Here is an 18,411-nt window from a genome sequence, read left to right as displayed (position 1 = left end):
GATTTTCTATCTATTGTCTTAAAGGAAATACAGGCCAGTAGCTCAATTGGCAGAGCGTCGGTCTCCAAAACCGAAGGTTGGGGGTTCGATGCCCTCCTGGCCTGCCAAGATAGGAAATGTCAAACGAAACACCTGTTATTATCCAACGGAAGCTAGGCTTCATCAATCTAACTACCAACACGTTGCGTTGAATCACGGGCTGAGGGTTGTGCTTGCATAATCGGCTCCTGCACCGCTTCATTTACTGAAAAGCATTAAAGGCAGAGTGGGATAAAGTAGTGGATAAGATCAAGTTGGGATTTGCGCTACTGCTGTTGATTGCGGGTATTGCAGGTTTTTATTACCTCCGGGATGGCGCGATGGTCATTCGCGTCATCTCTGTACTCTCGGGCGTTGTTCTGGCGGGCGTAGTGGTGTGGTTTACCGCTCCCGGCAAGCAGTTTTATGCATTCTCCAGAGAATCAGCTGAAGAAACACGAAAAGTGGTATGGCCGAGCCGCAAGGAGACGCTACAGACCACTGGGATCGTGTTTGCGTTTGTTCTAGTGATGGCCATATTTTTATGGATGGTGGATGCGGGGCTCTTGCTCGCGGTGAGATATCTGATGGGACAGGAGGGGTGATGGAGAAGAAATGGTTTGTGGTTCACGCCTACTCCGGGTTTGAAAAGAGCGTGCAGCGCGCATTGAAGGATCGGATTAATCGCGCCGGGATGCAGGACAAATTTGGGCAGATATTGGTCCCGGTAGAAGAAGTCATTGAAATGAAAGGTGGCCAGAAAAATCTCAGCGAGCGCAAATTTTTTCCTGGCTATGTATTGGTCGAGATGGAGATGACTGATGAAACGTGGCATCTGGTAAAAAACACTGCCAAGGTCACCGGCTTTATTGGTGGCTCGGCCACGAAACCGACGCCGATCAGCGAGAAGGAAGTGCAGAACATTCTCCATCAGATACAGGAGGGGGTGGAGAAGCCCAAGCCTAAGGTACTTTTTGAGGCGGGCGAGGCCGTGCGGGTCAAGGAAGGCCCGTTTACGGATTTTCACGGCAATGTGGAAGATGTCAATTATGACAAAAGCAAAATTCGGGTGTCGGTTTCCATCTTTGGGCGTCCCACCCCTGTGGAGCTGGATTTCAGTCAAGTCGAAAAAGCTTGAAGGATAGAGGCGGCACGCGCTAGGTATAGCGGGTCCCGCATGTTGTCAACTGGGGAGAGCGCCATGGCGTTCGCATGTACCCGAGAGGAGAGTTATCGTGGCAAAAAAAATAGTTGGTTATATCAAGCTGCAGGTGCCCGCGGGCAAGGCGAATCCCAGTCCGCCCATCGGCCCGGCGCTGGGACAGCGCGGGCTCAACATCATGGAGTTCTGCAAGGCGTTCAATGCCGCCACCCAGAAAATGGAGGTTGGGTTGCCCGTGCCGGTCGTCATTACCGCTTACGCCGACAAGAGCTTCACTTTCACCATGAAGACAACGCCGGCGACGGTGTTGATAAAGAAAGCCGCGGGCGTAGGCAAGGGCAGTCCCAGACCGCATACGGACAAAGTAGGTAAATTGACCCGGAAACAGGCGGAAGAAATTGCCCAGATAAAAATGCCCGATTTGACCGCAGCCGATATGGATGCCGCAGTTCGGACTGTTGCGGGCAGCGCCCGGAGCATGGGCGTGGAAGTGGAGGGGGTGTAAATGGCGCATATTTCAAAGCGTTTTAAGGCGATTGCGGGTAAGGTAGACCGCAGCAAATTCTATCCGCTTCCCGACGCCCTACAGATTATCAAGGAAACAGCCACCGCAAAATTCGACGAGTCGGTTGACGTGGCTGTCAATCTCGGAATTGATGCAAAAAAATCTGACCAGGCGGTGCGCGGTTCTGTCGTTCTGCCCGCTGGCACCGGGAAGTCGGTGCGGGTCGCGGTATTTGCGCAGGGGGACAAGGCCAAAGAGGCTCTTTCGGCCGGCGCGGATATCGTTGGATTCGAGGATCTCGCTGAACAGATCAAGGCGGGCAATATAGATTTTGATGTGGCTATCGCCAGTCCGGATGCCATGCGGATTGTTGGCCAGTTGGGCCAAATACTCGGTCCGCGCGGCCTGATGCCTAACCCCAAGGTTGGCACGGTGACGCCGGATGTTGCGGGCGCGGTAAGGAATGCAAAAGCGGGCCAGGTGCAATATCGGGCCGATAAGGGCGGTATTGTTCAGTGCACGATCGGCCGTGCATCGTTTAGCGTGGATGCACTGACGCAAAATTTGCGGGCATTGATAGATGCGCTTAATAAGTCGAAGCCGGCCACTTCTAAAGGAATTTATCTTAGGAAGATCTCGGTCTCCAGCACGATGGGAATTGGGGTTCGAGTTGATCAGACAAGCGTGCGGTAAAACTTTAATGGATTTGTAAGACTTTGGGCCGCTGGAAAGACGCGCGATGTCGATCCGGCGGGTTATCAAAGACCGCTGGGGTTCTCGGTAATGCCGGACAGTAAAAGATGGTTGCACGGTGGTGTTTGCTGAACGGGTAGCGCCGAGAACTTAATTGCAAAACGAATGTGTAGGGAAAGGATTGGGTGAAGTAGTCATGTCGCCCTTGCTTTTATTTTCCTTCGTCTTACCCAGCGCAGATGGCGTGCCCAAAACAGGAATGATTTAACTCCTGATTTAAGGTCGCCGGTTCGCGGTACTTCGGCTCGTTGGGGTAGCGTGGAGTCTCATTCTTCGCTACCCGCCGGTATCGTATTTTAACTGATGGAGAATGCACCTTGAGTCTAAATTTGGAAGAGAAAAAAGCGGTAGTTGCCGAAGTCAGCGCCGAGTTGGCGACGGCTCAGGCCGTTATTATCGCGGAGTACCGCGGGCTTGAGGTCGGGCATATGACGCAATTGCGGGCGAAGGCGCGTCAATCGGGGATATATTTCCGGGTGCTCAAAAACACGCTTGCGCGGCGCGCGATCACGGAAACGCCGTTCACGGGTCTCTCCGATCATATGGTCGGGCCGCTGGCTTACGGGATTGGAAAGGATCCGGTTGCCGCGGCGAAAGTGCTTTACGAATTTTCGAGGAGCAATGACAAATTCGTGATCAAAGCGGGGGCGATGCCTAATCTGGTAATGTCGAGCAAGGAGATTGCAAGTCTTGCCGCGCTTCCGAGCCGCGACGAGTTGCTTTCGAGGTTGTTGGGTACCATGCAGGCGCCGATTGCAAGTTTTGTGCGCACGCTCAATGAAGTGCCGACCCGTTTTGTCCGTGGTCTCGCTGCCGTTCACGATCAGAAAGCCGCCTAATCGAATTCAAGAAGCTATTTGAATCCATAAATACAAGTTAATTATCAGGAGAAAATCATGGCTTTAGCCAAAGCAGAAATTCTAGACGCGATTGCCAACATGACCGTGTTGGAGCTTTCGCAATTGATCAAGGAAATGGAAGAAAAATTCGGTGTTTCCGCTGCTGCTGCCGCCGTTGCGGCACCTGCGCCCGCAGCTGGCGCCGCTGCTGCCCCGGCCGAGGAGCAGACGGAATTTACCGTTATGCTGACCGCTGTAGGCGATAGCAAGGTGAACGTCATCAAGGTTGTGCGGGCGATTACCGGGCTGGGCCTGAAAGAGGCTAAAGATTTGGTGGACGGGGCTCCGAAAGCGGTGAAGGAAGGGATTCCGAAAGCCGACGCCGAAGCAATCCAGAAGCAGCTTGCGGAAGCCGGTGCGACTGCCGAGATCAAATAACAGCAATGCAGCAAGACCGGCTGACGGCGTGCAAGACGCCGTCAGTTTCCGGCTTTTTTAACGTCGGATTCCCGCACTTTTTTTGTGCGGCAGAACACTCAGCACGGTAGCTAAAATCAGGTACTCTGCTCCTATTTTCTGTCCATCTGTCCTCTGACCTTCCGGAGAGATTCCATGAGCTATTCGTTTACCGAGAAAAAACGTATTCGTAAAAGTTTCGCAAAGCGCGCCAGCGTGCTGCCGATTCCATTTCTTCTCGCTACTCAGATTGAATCTTACGCTGCCTTCCTTCAGGCTCAAGTTGAGCCTGATCGACGTGCCAACGAGGGTTTGCAAGCGGCGTTTACGTCGATTTTTCCAATCGAGAGCCATTCCAAAAACGCTCGCCTCGACTTTGTTAATTATGTGCTGGGTTCCCCCCCCTTCGATGTGAAGGAATGCCAGCAGCGCGGGCTGACTTATGCCTCTCCGTTGCGCGCAAAGGTGCGGCTGACCATCATGGACAAAGAAGCGTCCAAACCGACGATAAGAGAGGTGAAGGAGCAGGAAGTGTACATGGGAGAGATTCCCCTGATGACCAACACCGGCTCGTTCGTCATTAACGGCACCGAACGTGTGATCGTGTCCCAGTTGCATCGCTCGCCCGGGGTGTTTTTCGAGCATGATCGAGGCAAAACACATTCCTCCGGAAAGCTGCTTTTTTCCGCTCGTATCATTCCTTATCGTGGTTCCTGGCTCGACTTCGAGTTCGACCCGAAGGATTACCTTTATTTTCGCGTTGACCGCCGCAGGAAGATGCCAATCACGGTATTGCTAAAAGCAATCGGGTACACGCCGGAACAGATTCTAAAGCAATTCTTTTCGTTTGATACGTTTCACCTGACCAACAGCGGCATCTTGTTCGAACTGATACCGGAACGTTTGCGCGGTGACATCGCCCGCTTCGATATTGTCAATAAAAGCGGCAAGGTTATTGTTCAGAAAGATAAACGGATCACCGTCAAGCATGTTCGGGAAATGCAACAGGCGGGAATAGATAAACTCGAGGTGCCGGAAGACTTTCTGTTGGGACGGGTATTGGGCCACAACGTCGTTGATAAGGAAACCGGAGAAGTGCTGGCGCTGGCGAACGATGAGATAACAGAAGTGGTGCTCGCCAAATTGCGCGAGGCCAATATCGAACAGATCCAGACGATATATACCAACGATCTTGATCAGGGCGCATATATATCCCAAACGCTCCGAATAGACGAAACAGCCGACCAGATGGCCGCGCAAATCGCGATCTATCGCATGATGCGGCCCGGCGAACCCCCGACCGAAGAGGCAGTCAAAGCATTGTTCAACGGGCTGTTCTACGCGCCCGAACGCTATGATCTTTCGGTAGTAGGACGAATGAAATTCAATCGTCGCGTGGGTAAGAGCGAATTGGGCGGCGAAACGACCCTTTCGAACGACGATATCATCGCGGTAATCAGGATTCTCGTCGAGTTGCGCAATGGCCGTGGCGAGATTGACGATATCGATCACCTGGGCAACCGCCGCGTTCGTTCGGTTGGTGAATTGGCGGAAAACCAGTTTCGTTCGGGCTTGGTACGGGTTGAGAGAGCTGTGAAGGAACGGCTCAGCCAGGCTGAGTCAGAGAATCTGATGCCCCATGACTTGATCAATGCGAAACCGGTATCGGCTGCGGTGCGGGAATTTTTTGGTTCGAGCCAATTGTCCCAATTCATGGATCAAACCAACCCACTGTCGGAGATCACGCACAAGCGCCGCGTATCTGCGCTCGGCCCCGGCGGGTTGACCCGTGAACGCGCAGGGTTCGAGGTGCGTGATGTGCATCCGACGCACTATGGTCGGGTCTGTCCGATCGAAACGCCGGAAGGCCCCAATATCGGCTTGATCAATTCGTTGGCCCTGTACGCTCGTACCAATGAATACGGTTTTATGGAAACGCCGTACAGTAAGGTAAAAAACGGGCAGGTAACCGATGAAATTGATTATCTGTCGGCTATCGAGGAAGGGCAGTATGTCATTGCCCAGGCGAATGCGGCGCTGGATGGCAGCGGCAAGTTTACTAACGAGATCGTGTCGTGTCGGCATAAAAACGAGTTTACGCTCGCGACCCCCGATCGCATCGAGTATATGGATGTGGCTCCCGCACAAATTGTGTCGGTAGCTGCGTCGCTGATTCCCTTCCTGGAGCACGATGACGCCAATCGCGCACTGATGGGTTCTAACATGCAACGTCAGGCGGTGCCATGTCTTCGCGCGGAGAAGCCCTTGGTTGGTACAGGCATCGAACGCGTTGTGGCCGTTGACTCGGGTACCGCTGTGCAGGCTGTTCGAGGCGGTGTAGTCGATTACGTGGATTCAAGCCGCATCGTTGTCCGCGTGCACGATGCGGAAACGCGTGCCGGTGAAGTGGGTGTGGATATTTACAATCTGACGAAATATACGCGTTCCAACCAGAACACCAATATCAATCAGCGTCCTCTGCTAGAGGTGGGCGATGTTATCGCGCGTGGAGATGTAGTGGCGGATGGGGCATCCACTGACAAGGGCGAGCTGGCGCTGGGGCAAAACATGCTTGTGGCATTCATGCCCTGGAACGGATACAACTTCGAAGATTCAATCCTTATTTCCGAGCGTATTGTTGCGGAAGACCGTTTCACCTCTATCCACATTGAAGAGCTATCGGTAGTAAGTCGCGATACTAAACTGGGAACAGAAGAAATAACCGGCGATATCTCCAACCTGTCGGAAGTGCAGCTGGCGCGGCTTGATGCCTCCGGCATCGTTCACATTGGCGCCGAGGTGGAAGCGGGGGATGTGCTGGTCGGAAAAGTCACCCCTAAAGGGGAGACTCAGTTAACGCCTGAAGAAAAGCTTTTGCGGGCCATTTTCGGCGAGAAGGCCTCCGACGTGAAGGATACCTCGCTACGCGTACCGTCCGGTATCTCGGGAACTGTGATTGACGTGCAGGTCTTTACGCGAGAAGGTATCGAGCGCGACAAGCGCGCCCAGCAGATCATTGACGATGAGCTGAAGCGCTACAAAAAAGACCTGACTGATCAAATGCGGATCGTAGAGTCCGATGCGTTTGAGCGTATCGAGCGCTTGCTCAAGGGTAAAGTGGCGACGGGCGGACCCAAGAAGCTTGCCAAAGGCGTCGAAATCACGAAGGAATACCTGGATAGTATTGATCCGCACCACTGGTTCGATATCCGCCTTTCCGACGAGGAAACGAGCGTGCAACTCGAGCAAATCGAGGAAGGTTTGTCGCAGAAGCGCAAGGCATTCGACGACGCTTACGAGGAAAAGAAAAAGAAACTGACCCAGGGCGATGAGCTGCCCCCCGGCGTTCAGAAAATGGTCAAGGTTTATGTGGCGGTGAAACGGCGCCTTCAGCCCGGAGATAAAATGGCGGGGCGGCATGGCAATAAGGGGGTGATCTCCAAGATTGTGCCTGTGGAGGACATGCCTTATATGGCAGATGGGACGCCGGTTGACGTCGTGTTGAATCCCTTGGGCGTGCCTTCGCGCATGAACGTGGGCCAGATTCTGGAAACCCATCTAGGGTGGGCTGCAAAGGGGTTGGGAAAAAAGATTGGCGAACTGCTTCGTGCCGGCCAGCAGTTAGTGGAAATTCGGCAGTTGCTGGAAAATATTTACAACACCAGTGGTAAACACGAGGATATTGCTTCGCTCAGCGATAAGGAAGTTCTCGATCTAGCCGCAAATCTAAAGGACGGCGTGCCTTTCGCAACTCCCGTGTTCGATGGAGCCACCGAGCACGAGATCAAGGATATGCTGGAGCTTGCAGGTCTTCCTCGTTCCGGCCAGGTGACGCTTTATGACGGACGAACTGGCGAGGCGTTCGACCGTGCTGTGACAGTCGGCTACATGCATGTGCTGAAGTTGCATCATCTCGTGGACGATAAGATGCACGCCCGGTCAACCGGTCCCTATAGCCTGGTAACCCAGCAGCCTCTCGGAGGCAAGGCGCAGTTCGGCGGCCAGCGCTTCGGCGAAATGGAAGTTTGGGCCCTCGAGGCTTACGGCGCAGCCTATACGTTGCAGGAAATGTTGACAGTCAAGTCCGATGACGTGAACGGGCGCACGAAAGTGTACGAAAGCATTGTCAAGGGTGATCACAAGATCGATGCCGGCATGCCGGAATCATTCAATGTGCTGGTGAAGGAAATCCGCTCGCTGGCGATGGATATTGACCTGGACCGGCATTAGGCGTGGCAACCTTTTGCAGGCGTGCGGAGAATGGGAATCTATTTGTTTCCGTGGTTTTTGCCGGAAAACTTTTTGTATCGACCCCTGATCAACAGGAGTGACAAATGAAAGCACTGCTTGATTTATTCAAACAGGTTACACAGAAAGAAGAGTTCGATTCGATCAAGATCGGTCTGGCCTCTCCTGAAAAAATACGTTCCTGGTCTTATGGCGAAGTGAAGAAGCCGGAAACGATCAATTACCGTACCTTCAAACCTGAACGGGACGGCTTGTTCTGCGCAAAAATCTTCGGCCCGGTTAAGGATTATGAATGCCTGTGCGGAAAATATAAACGGCTGAAGCATCGTGGCGTAATTTGTGAAAAATGCGGCGTTGAAGTCACGCTGTCGAAGGTTCGGCGCGAGCGCATGGGGCACATTGAGCTCGCCTCACCGGTCGCCCACATCTGGTTTTTGAAATCGTTGCCGTCACGCCTGGGCATGGTGCTGGATATGACCTTGCGTGATATTGAACGTGTCCTTTATTTTGAAGCTTACGTCGTAACGGATCCCGGCATGACGCCGCTCCTTCGATGCCAGTTGCTGACGGATGATGACTATCGCGCTAAAACGGAAGAATACGGCGATGATTTCCGTGCCAGCATGGGAGCCGAAGGTATCCGCGACTTGTTGAGCAACCTGAACATCCGGGTCGAAATCGACAATCTACGGCGTGAGATGGGCACCACGGGTTCCGAAACAAAAATGAAAAAGATCGCCAAGCGCCTTAAGGTGCTGGAGGCGTTTAATAAGTCGGGGATCAAGCCGGAGTGGATGGTATTGGCCGTACTACCGGTACTTCCACCCGAGTTGCGACCCCTGGTTCCGCTCGATGGCGGACGCTTCGCCACTTCTGATTTGAATGATTTATATCGCCGCGTCATCAACCGGAACAACCGGCTGAAGCGGTTGCTTGAGCTGAAAGCCCCTGAAATCATCGTGCGCAACGAGAAGCGCATGCTGCAGGAAGCAGTGGATTCCTTGCTGGACAATGGCCGTCGTGGAAAAGCCATGACGGGTGCAAACAAACGGCCCCTCAAGTCGCTTGCCGACATGATCAAAGGCAAAGGCGGGCGGTTTCGCCAAAATCTATTGGGGAAACGGGTCGACTATTCTGGACGGTCGGTGATTGTGGTGGGCCCGCAGCTTAAACTGCATCAGTGCGGCTTGCCAAAGAAAATGGCGCTGGAGTTATTCAAGCCGTTTATATTCAACAAACTCGAAATAATGGGTATCGCCAGCACCATCAAGGCAGCCAAGCGCGAAGTCGAAAATGAAACCCCCGTGGTTTGGGACATCCTTGAGGATGTCATTCGCGAACATCCGGTGATGCTGAACCGGGCTCCGACACTGCACCGGCTGGGCATTCAGGCATTTGAACCGGTTCTGATCGAAGGCAAGGCGATTCAGCTGCATCCGCTGGTATGCGCGGCATTCAATGCCGACTTCGACGGTGATCAGATGGCAGTGCATGTGCCGTTGTCGCTCGAGGCGCAAATGGAGTGCCGGACGCTCATGATGTCCACCAATAATGTGTTGTCGCCCGCGAACGGAGAGCCGATTATTGTTCCTTCGCAGGACATTGTTCTGGGGCTTTATTACACAACGCGCGAAAAGATCAACGCTCGCGGCGAGGGGCTGATGTTTGCCAACATTAGCGAGGTTTCCCGGGCTTATGAAAGCCGCGTAATCGAGCTGAATGCGAAAATTACGGTAAGAATCAAGGAATATGACGTGGACGCCGAGGGCGAACGCAGTGAAAAAATCACGCGATACGAAACGACGGTAGGGCGCGCGCTGCTATCCGAGATTCTTCCCGCCGGATTACCTTTTCCGCTAATAAATAAGGTGCTTAAGAAAAAGGAAATTTCCAGACTCATTAATGCCAGTTTCCGACGTTGCGGATTACGCGAGACCGTGATTTTTGCTGACAAGCTGATGTACGCCGGCTTCACCTATGCGACTCGTGCAGGCATTTCCATCTGCCTGGACGATATGCTCACGCCGGTACAGAAGAACGAGATTATTGGAGCATCTGAGAAGGAAGTGCAGGAAATCGAGATGCAATACACTTCCGGCCTGGTTACTCAAGGTGAGCGTTACAACAAAGTTGTGGATATCTGGGGCCGCGCGGGCGACCAGGTAGCGAAGGCCATGATGGATCAACTGGGCGTCGAGCCAATACTTGACCCCGTAACTGGAGAAGTTGCGAAGGACAAGAAAGGCAAAGCATTGACACAGGAATCGTTTAACTCGATTTACATGATGGCAGACTCGGGCGCCCGCGGCTCGGCCGCACAAATTCGTCAATTGGCCGGGATGCGCGGCCTCATGGCAAAACCCGACGGGTCTATCATCGAAACCCCCATCACGGCAAATTTCCGCGAGGGCCTGAACGTGCTGCAGTACTTTATCTCCACTCACGGAGCGCGGAAAGGGCTGGCCGATACGGCACTGAAAACTGCCAACTCAGGCTACCTGACGCGTCGTCTGGTCGATGTGACCCAAGATCTGGTGGTGACACAGGACGATTGCGGTACGAGTAATGGCGTCCTGATGAAGGCCCTGGTTGAAGGCGGAGAGGTGATTGAGGCGCTGCGCGAACGCATACTTGGACGCGTAGTGGCGAGCGATATCGTTAATCCGGAGCACCAGGAAGTTATCTATGAAGCTGGAGTTCTACTCGACGAATATGCCGTCGATTCCATTGAAGCGCTAGGAATAGACGAAGTGAAGGTGCGTACGCCGCTTACCTGCGAAACGCGTTATGGTCTGTGCGCCAAGTGTTACGGGCGTGACCTGGGACGCGGTACGCCGGTAAACGTGGGCGAAGCCGTGGGGGTGATAGCGGCTCAGTCCATCGGTGAACCAGGAACCCAGTTGACCATGCGTACGTTCCATATTGGTGGCGCCGCCTCCAGAACGGCGGTAGCAAGCCAGGTCGAGAGCAAGTCCAATGGTATCGTGCATTATTCTCCTACCATGCGCTATGTCACCAATGCCCGTAACGAATTGGTCGCCATTTCCCGCAGCGGTGAGGTCGTAATACATGACGATAACGGCCGCGAACGCGAACGTCATAAGGCGCCTTATGGCGCCACGTTACTGATACGTGACGGTGAGGTTGTCAAGGCAGGGCAGATACTGGCTGCCTGGGATCCACATACTCGCCCCATCATTACGGAATATGCCGGCAGGATCCGCTTTGAGAACGTGGAAGAAGGCGTGACCGTAGCGAAGCAAATTGATGAGGTTACCGGTTTGTCCACGCTTGTCGTGATCGATCCAAAAAGGCGTGGCGTGGCGCAAACGAAGGGCCTGCGTCCTTTGGTAAAACTGCTGGATGACGAGGGTAAGGAAGTGCGGCTCGCAGGAAGCAACCTGTCCGTCAATATTACGTTCCAAATTGGTTCGATTATTACGGTTCGGGACGGGCAGCAGGTGAGCGTCGGGGAAGTACTGGCGCGTATTCCTCAGGAGAGTTCGAAAACACGTGACATCACGGGTGGCTTACCTCGTGTTGCGGAATTGTTTGAAGCCCGTTCTCCGAAGGACGCGGGTGTGCTGGCCGAGGTTACCGGGATCGTGTCGTTCGGCAAGGATACCAAAGGTAAGCAACGGCTCGTGATCACCGATCTGGATGGTGTTTCGCATGAGTATCTTATTCCCAAGGACAAGCACGTCACGGCACATGACGGTCAGGTTGTTAATAAGGGTGAGAGCATCGTCGATGGGCCGGCCGATCCGCACGATATTCTGCGTTTATTGGGAGTGGAAGCGCTTGCACGCTACATAACTGACGAGGTTCAGGATGTATACCGCCTGCAAGGTGTCAAGATTAACGACAAGCACATTGAGGTAATCGTGCGGCAGATGTTGCGCCGCGTCCAAATCGTGGATCCGGGCGATACCCGGTTCATTCCTGGTGAGCAGGTTGAACGCGCTGACTTGTTAGCCGAAAACGAACTGGTCCTGGCGGAGGAGAAGACGCCTGCTACGTACGAGTTTATGCTGCTGGGTATTACCAAAGCATCGCTGTCGACGGACTCTTTCATTTCGGCAGCCTCGTTCCAGGAAACCACGCGTGTACTGACCGAAGCGGCGATAATGGGCAAGAAGGACGACCTGCGCGGCCTCAAGGAAAATGTTATTGTCGGGCGGCTTATTCCCGCAGGGACTGGCTTGGCTTTCCACACTACCCGAAAAAAACAGAGATTGCTATTAAACGCCGGCGAGACGCCCGTCGTCGGCCAGGAAGATGCGGGGGAAACGCGAAACAGTGGATATGCGATCTGAGGCACCCATCGGGGTTATCTGAATCATGCCAATTGATATCAACGCCATAATTGCCGAGGGTCGTGGGAAGAACTTCGAGCTCTACGAAGACTATGTTAATCCGGTGTTCGTCAAAGTTCTGCGCATGCTCGGTTTCAATCGCACCTGGGTTCGGGGCGAAGGCCCTTATCTTTGGGACGATACCGGTACGCGTTACCTGGATTTTCTCACCAACTGGGGTGTGTTCAATTTTGGCCGTCGTCATCCCGCTATTCGCCAGGCATTGCAGCAAGTGCTGGATTCTGATTTTCCGGGTTGGGTGGGTTTCGACGCTCCGCCACTTGCGGCCGCATTGGCTCGTGAATTAGTAAATCGCATGACGCCCGGCCTGGATACTGTTTATTTCAGCAACTCTGGTACCGAAGCTATCGAGGCAGCGATCAAGTTCGCCCGGGCATATACCGGTCGGCCCTCCACTGCTCATCTTGCAAAAGCTTTCCATGGTCTCACGATGGGCGCGCTATCCTTAAACGGAGAGGCCAGTTTCCGTCGCGGATTCGAGCCCATGCTGCCAGGCAGTTCAGAGGTGAAGCTTGGTGATCTGGATGGTCTGGAGGCGCGTCTGAGGCTAGGCGATGTCGCAGCCTTCGTTTTTGAGCCAATCCAGGGTAAAGGCGTAAATATAGCAAGTGAAGAGTATCTCCTCGGCGCCCAGGAACTCTGCCGGAAATACGGCACGTTAATGATCTGCGATGAAGTTCAATCGGGAATGGGACGGACGGGACGTTTCCTCGCCAGCCAGTGGATAGAAGGCTTTCGCCCCGACATGATCTGCTTGTCGAAAGCGCTTTCGGGGGGCTATATCCCCGTCGGCGCAACCATAACACGGCGTGCGGTTTATGACAGCGTTTACGACAGTATGCACCGGGCGATTGTTCATGCTTCCACCTTTGGTATGGGCAATATGGCGATGGCAGCGGGATTGGCCTCGCTTAGTGTTCTTGACGATGAGAAATTGCCCGAGCGGGCCATTGAACTCGGTGCTCGATTCCGCAATGGTATCGAGGCAATGGTGCCGCGCTTCGAATTTCTGAAAGGGGTTCGTCAACGTGGCCTTATGATCGCGATAGAATTTGGTCAGCCTGAATCGATGTCGCTGAGAGCAGCTTGGGCAATGGTCAACAAGATGGATGAGAATCTTTTCGCGCAGGCTATTGTTCTCCCACTTCTGGACGATCATCATATCCTCACGCAGGTAGCCGGCCACGCGATGCCGATCGTAAAAATTCTTCCCCCCCTGAACATCAGCGAATCCGATGTGGATTGGTTCCTGGAAGCGCTTGAGGATGTGATGATAAAACTTCACAAGTTTCCGGGGCCAGCTTGGGAGGTACTAAAGAAGCTGGGTAACCACGCACTTACGTCGAAGCGCCGCGAGGGCCGGGTCACAACCGCCTCCTAAGTGGGTTTTATTCCACAGCAAAGACGTGTTACTGCGTGATGGGTAAGGTCGCGCCACCCGCGCGCCCGAGCCGCTCTCTGGTTGGATTAGCTTCTGGCGGTCGGCCCGGCGCAAGGACTCGGCTTGACACAACCGATAAAACCCCATAAAATTCGCTGTTTTTCAGCTCGTCCCTAATTAATAAAACGGGGCGCGGCGAATACCTGGATATTCACATCGCCAGCGGGATGCCTGAATCGCATACCTGGTTTTTAGGAAATAAGATGCCGACAATCAGTCAGTTAGTCCGTAAGCCGCGCGCGGCAAAACGAGTAAAGAGCAAGGTTCCGGCGCTGGGAAACAGTCCGCAGAAGCGGGGTGTTTGCACCCGTGTTTATACGACCACGCCGAAGAAACCGAATTCGGCTTTGCGCAAAGTCGCGCGGGTGCGCCTGACGAACGGTTTCGAGGTATCCAGTTATATCGGCGGGGAAGGGCATAATCTGCAGGAGCACTCTGTGGTGCTCATCCGCGGTGGTCGGGTAAAAGACTTGCCGGGTGTCCGCTACCATACGGTTCGCGGCAGCCTGGATACTGCGGGGGTAAAAGATCGAAAGCAGGCCCGTTCCAAGTACGGTGCAAAAAGGCCCAAATAGGCCTAACCGCAGTTTGAGCGCTCCGCGCTGCCTAAGATGTGCCGAATGTTTGTTACTTAAGCTAAATAATTACGCCAAGGTCAGAGAATGCCAAGACGGAGAGAAGTCCCAAAACGCGAAATTTTGCCCGACCCGAAGTACCATAACACCGAGGTGGCGAAATTCGTCAATGTACTGATGACACGTGGCAAAAAGTCGGTAGCCGAACGGATCATCTATGGTGCCATGACGCAGATTCAGAAGAAGACGGGTAAGGATCCGGTAGACGTGTTTACACAAGCGCTGTCCAATGTTCGGCCCATGGTGGAAGTAAAAAGCCGACGCGTGGGCGGAGCCAACTATCAGGTTCCGGTAGAGGTGCGATCTATTCGTCGGAATGCGCTCGCGATGCGCTGGCTTCGGGATGCCGCACGCAAAAGATCCGAGAAATCGATGGGGGCGCGTCTTGCAGGCGAACTGGCGGAGGCGGCAGAAGGCCGCGGCGGTGCGGTCAAAAAGCGCGAGGAAGTGCATCGTATGGCGGAAGCCAATAAGGCGTTTGCACATTACCGGTTCTGATTGCAATCATCGGGTCCGTTATCTCGGATTCCCGACTATCGGCCCGACTGAAGAGCCGTAACTAGTTTTCGTCCGGGTTTCCAGCTGGGACGGCACAAATTTTAAGGTTTAGAGACTGTGGCGAGAAAAACACCTATCGAACGTTACCGAAATATCGGCGTGATGGCGCACATAGACGCCGGAAAAACCACGACCACGGAACGAATACTATTCTATACCGGGGTTTCGCATAAGCTCGGCGAAGTCCACGACGGTGCGGCTACGATGGACTGGATGGAACAGGAGCAGGAGCGTGGCATTACGATTACTTCTGCTGCAACGACCTGTTTTTGGAAAGGGATGGAAAATAACTATCCCGATCATCGTATCAACATTATTGATACACCGGGCCACGTTGACTTTACCATTGAGGTAGAGCGCTCGCTGCGAGTTCTCGACGGGGCCTGTACAGTATTCTGTGCGGTCGGCGGGGTCCAGCCCCAGACAGAAACGGTATGGCGGCAGGCGAACAAATACAAGGTTCCACGCCTTGCTTTCGTCAACAAGATGGACCGTGCCGGCGCTAATTTCATGCGGGTCTATGAGCAGATTCAAACTCGCCTGAAAGCGCATCCAGTGCCTGTGCAATTACCTATCGGTGCAGAAGATAAGTTTGAGGGCGTGGTAGATCTGGTCAAAATGAAGGCCATCTATTGGGATGAGACCAGTCAGGGGATGAAATTCGAGGAGCGCGACGTACCGGCTGATATGGTGGACGACGCGAAATCCTGGCGGGAGAAAATGGTTGAAACCGCGGCTGAAGCGAACGAAGAGCTGATGGACAAATACCTTGAAGAAGGTGATTTGTCGGTCGCCGATATCAAAAAAGGGTTGCGCATTCGTACGCTTGCTAACGAGGTCGTGCCGATGCTTTGCGGGTCCGCATTCAAGAATAAAGGTGTCCAGGCAATGCTGGATGCCGTGCTCGACTACTTGCCCTCTCCCGTGGATATTCAGGCGATTAATGGCGAGAAGGAGAATGGAGAGCATGCCGAGCGCCATGCCAACGACGAAGAACCGTTCGCGGGATTGGCATTCAAGATTGCCACGGATCCCTACGTTGGCCAATTGATCTTTTTCCGCGTGTACTCCGGCGTGGTGACGTCAGGCGACACAGTCTACAACCCTATTAAGGGGCGGAAAGAACGGATTGGCCGCTTGCTGCAGATGCACGCCAATCAACGCGAAGAGATCAAGGAAGTTCGGGCTGGCGATATCGCGGCTGCAGTCGGGCTGAAGGAAGCTGTTACCGGGGATACGCTGTGCGATCCGAGCGACATAATCACCCTGGAGCGCATGATTTTTCCCGAACCTGTCATTCACGTTGCGGTAGAGCCAAAAACCAAGGTTGATCAGGAAAAAATGGGTATCGCGCTCAATCGCCTGGCTCAGGAAGACCCTTCTTTTCGCGTACGTACAGACGAGGAGTCCGGGCAGACCATTATTTCTGGTATGGGCGAACTTCATCTTGAGATTATCGTCGATCGGATGAAGCGGGAGTTTGGTGTGGAAGCCAATGTGGGTGCGCCGCAAGTGGCCTATCGCGAAGCGATCAAGAAGCTGACGGAGGTCGAGGGCAAGTTTATCAAGCAGTCGGGTGGACGCGGGCAGTATGGTCACGTCTGGCTCAAGATGGAACCGAACGAGGCGGGCAAAGGTTTCGAGTTTGTCGATGCCATCAAGGGCGGAACCGTGCCGCGTGAGTATATCCCGGCTGTGGAGAAAGGCTTGGTTGAGACTCTCCCCAACGGGGTGCTTGCGGGGTTTCCGGTTGTTGATGTCAAGGTGACGTTGTTTGACGGCTCCTATCATGATGTAGATTCCAATGAGAATGCCTTCAAGATGGCGGCCTCCATTGCGTTCAAGGATGGGATGCGCAAGGCCAATCCGGTTCTGTTGGAGCCGATGATGGCGGTGGAGGTGGAAACGCCGGCGGACTTTATGGGTAATGTCGTGGGGGATCTGTCTTCTCGTCGCGGCATGATCCAGGGCATGGATGACTTGCCCGGGCTCAAGGTGATACGCGCAGAAGTTCCACTGGCGGAAATGTTCGGCTACGCGACTTCACTACGTTCCGCGACTCAGGGACGTGCGACATACACCATGGAATTCAAGCATTATTCCGAAGCGCCAAAAAATGTAGCGGAAGCAATTATCAACAAGAAATAGTCGTCATCAAGTAGAGGATCATCATGGCAAAGAGCAAATTTGAGCGGACGAAGCCGCACGTGAACGTTGGGACGATTGGTCATGTGGATCATGGGAAGACCACATTGACGGCGGCGATCACGATGGTATTGGCGAAGAAGTTTGGAGGCGAGGCGAAGAGTTACGCGCAGATTGACTCGGCGCCGGAGGAGAAGGCACGGGGGATCACGATCAACACGGCACACGTTGAGTATGAGACCACGGCCCGGCATTATGCGCACGTTGATTGTCCGGGTCACGCGGACTACGTGAAGAACATGATCACCGGGGCAGCGCAGATGGACGGGGCGATCCTGGTGGTTTCTGCTGCGGATGGGCCGATGCCGCAGACGCGGGAGCACATACTGCTTGCGCGCCAGGTTGGGGTTCCCTACATCGTGGTGTACATGAACAAAGCGGACATGGTGGACGATGCCGAGCTTCTGGAACTGGTGGAGATGGAAGTTCGCGAACTGCTGTCCAAATACAATTTTCCCGGGGATGACACCCCAATCGTGATTGGGTCTGCGCTGAAGGCGCTGGAAGGCGATCAGAGCGACATAGGCGAGCCGTCGATATTCAAGTTGGCAGATGCGCTGGACAGCTACATACCTGAGCCGGTACGTGCGGTGGATGGTGCCTTTCTGATGCCGGTGGAAGACGTATTCTCGATCTCCGGGCGTGGCACGGTTGTGACGGGGCGGATTGAGCGCGGCGTAATCAAGGTGGGGGAAGAAATCGAGATCGTAGGCCTGAGGCCCACGATCAAGACCGTATGCACCGGAGTTGAAATGTTCAGGAAGCTGCTCGACCAGGGGCAGGCGGGTGACAACGTTGGCGTATTGCTGCGTGGCACCAAGCGCGAGGAAGTCGAGCGCGGCCAGGTTCTGGCCAAGCCGGGCAGCATCACGCCGCACACGAAGTTTAGCGCCGAGATATACGTACTGAGCAAAGAAGAAGGTGGGCGTCATACCCCGTTTTTCCAGGGCTACCGGCCGCAATTCTACTTTCGCACCACTGATGTGACGGGTGCGATTGAACTGCCTGCGGGGACCGAGATGGTCATGCCTGGCGACAACGTATCGGTGACGGTGAACCTGATTGCCCCGATTGCGATGGAAGAAGGCCTGCGTTTTGCCATTCGCGAGGGCGGCAGAACAGTTGGCGCAGGCGTGGTGGCAAAGGTTATTGAATAACAACAGGATCAAGGATAGGATTTAAGATTTTGTGCCAAGTGGCATCAAAATCGTCAAT

Annotated in this window: 13 protein-coding genes and 1 tRNA gene; all 14 read left to right on the top strand. The window is 54.0% G+C overall.

Features of this window, described 5'->3' with window-relative positions:
• Positions 1–31: 31 nt before the first annotated feature.
• The 14 genes from C8R31_RS14620 to tuf all read left to right on the top strand — a co-directional run bounded on the left by C8R31_RS14620 (position 32) and on the right by tuf (position 18,353).
• Positions 32–107, top strand: a tRNA-Trp gene (locus C8R31_RS14620).
• Positions 108–278: 171 nt separating this feature from the next.
• Complete coding sequence (secE, locus tag C8R31_RS14615; protein WP_107694810.1) at positions 279–623, top strand: preprotein translocase subunit SecE; 345 nt, start codon at positions 279–281, stop codon at positions 621–623.
• Positions 623–1,156, top strand: coding sequence for a transcription termination/antitermination protein NusG (gene nusG, locus C8R31_RS14610; RefSeq protein ID WP_107694809.1), 534 nt, complete (start codon positions 623–625; stop codon positions 1,154–1,156). The genes secE and nusG overlap by 1 nt, the downstream gene beginning before the upstream one ends.
• A 97-nt stretch (positions 1,157–1,253) precedes the next feature.
• A complete protein-coding gene (gene rplK, locus C8R31_RS14605) occupies positions 1,254–1,685 on the top strand; it encodes a 50S ribosomal protein L11 (RefSeq protein ID WP_107694808.1) in 432 nt (143 codons plus the stop codon).
• The gene (gene rplA, locus C8R31_RS14600) at positions 1,686–2,378 is read left to right on the top strand and encodes a 50S ribosomal protein L1 (RefSeq protein ID WP_107694807.1); all 693 of its coding nucleotides are present in this window, start codon (positions 1,686–1,688) and stop codon (positions 2,376–2,378) included. It begins immediately after the preceding gene.
• A gap of 377 nt (positions 2,379–2,755) precedes the next feature.
• A complete protein-coding gene (gene rplJ / locus C8R31_RS14595) occupies positions 2,756–3,277 on the top strand; it encodes a 50S ribosomal protein L10 (RefSeq protein ID WP_107694806.1) in 522 nt (173 codons plus the stop codon).
• Between the two features lie 57 nt (positions 3,278–3,334).
• Positions 3,335–3,715 (top strand): 50S ribosomal protein L7/L12, encoded by a 381-nt coding sequence (gene rplL, locus C8R31_RS14590; RefSeq protein WP_107694805.1) that lies wholly within the window; start codon positions 3,335–3,337, stop codon positions 3,713–3,715.
• Positions 3,716–3,889: 174 nt separating this feature from the next.
• On the top strand, positions 3,890–7,963 hold the full coding sequence (gene rpoB, locus C8R31_RS14585) for a DNA-directed RNA polymerase subunit beta (protein WP_107694804.1): 4,074 nt from the start codon (positions 3,890–3,892) through the stop codon (positions 7,961–7,963).
• 104 nt (positions 7,964–8,067) lie between these two features.
• Entirely contained in the window at positions 8,068–12,297 is a 4,230-nt protein-coding gene (gene rpoC, locus C8R31_RS14580) for a DNA-directed RNA polymerase subunit beta' (RefSeq protein WP_107694803.1), read from the top strand.
• Positions 12,298–12,322: 25 nt separating this feature from the next.
• On the top strand, positions 12,323–13,738 hold the full coding sequence (locus C8R31_RS14575; protein WP_107694802.1) for an aspartate aminotransferase family protein: 1,416 nt from the start codon (positions 12,323–12,325) through the stop codon (positions 13,736–13,738).
• 263 nt (positions 13,739–14,001) lie between these two features.
• Positions 14,002–14,373, top strand: coding sequence for a 30S ribosomal protein S12 (rpsL, locus tag C8R31_RS14570; RefSeq protein WP_091139078.1), 372 nt, complete (start codon positions 14,002–14,004; stop codon positions 14,371–14,373).
• A gap of 87 nt (positions 14,374–14,460) precedes the next feature.
• Positions 14,461–14,931 (top strand): 30S ribosomal protein S7, encoded by a 471-nt coding sequence (gene rpsG, locus C8R31_RS14565; protein WP_107694801.1) that lies wholly within the window; start codon positions 14,461–14,463, stop codon positions 14,929–14,931.
• Between the two features lie 117 nt (positions 14,932–15,048).
• On the top strand, positions 15,049–17,139 hold the full coding sequence (gene fusA, locus C8R31_RS14560; RefSeq protein ID WP_107694800.1) for an elongation factor G: 2,091 nt from the start codon (positions 15,049–15,051) through the stop codon (positions 17,137–17,139).
• 23 nt (positions 17,140–17,162) lie between these two features.
• Entirely contained in the window at positions 17,163–18,353 is a 1,191-nt protein-coding gene (tuf, locus tag C8R31_RS14555; protein WP_107694799.1) for an elongation factor Tu, read from the top strand.
• Positions 18,354–18,411: the final 58 nt, after the last annotated feature.

Source organism: Nitrosospira sp. Nsp2 (genome assembly GCF_003050965.1).
GTDB lineage: Bacteria > Pseudomonadota > Gammaproteobacteria > Burkholderiales > Nitrosomonadaceae > Nitrosospira.
The sequence above is the reverse complement of the archived record's forward strand: the minus strand, read 5'-3'. Positions and strand labels throughout refer to the sequence as shown.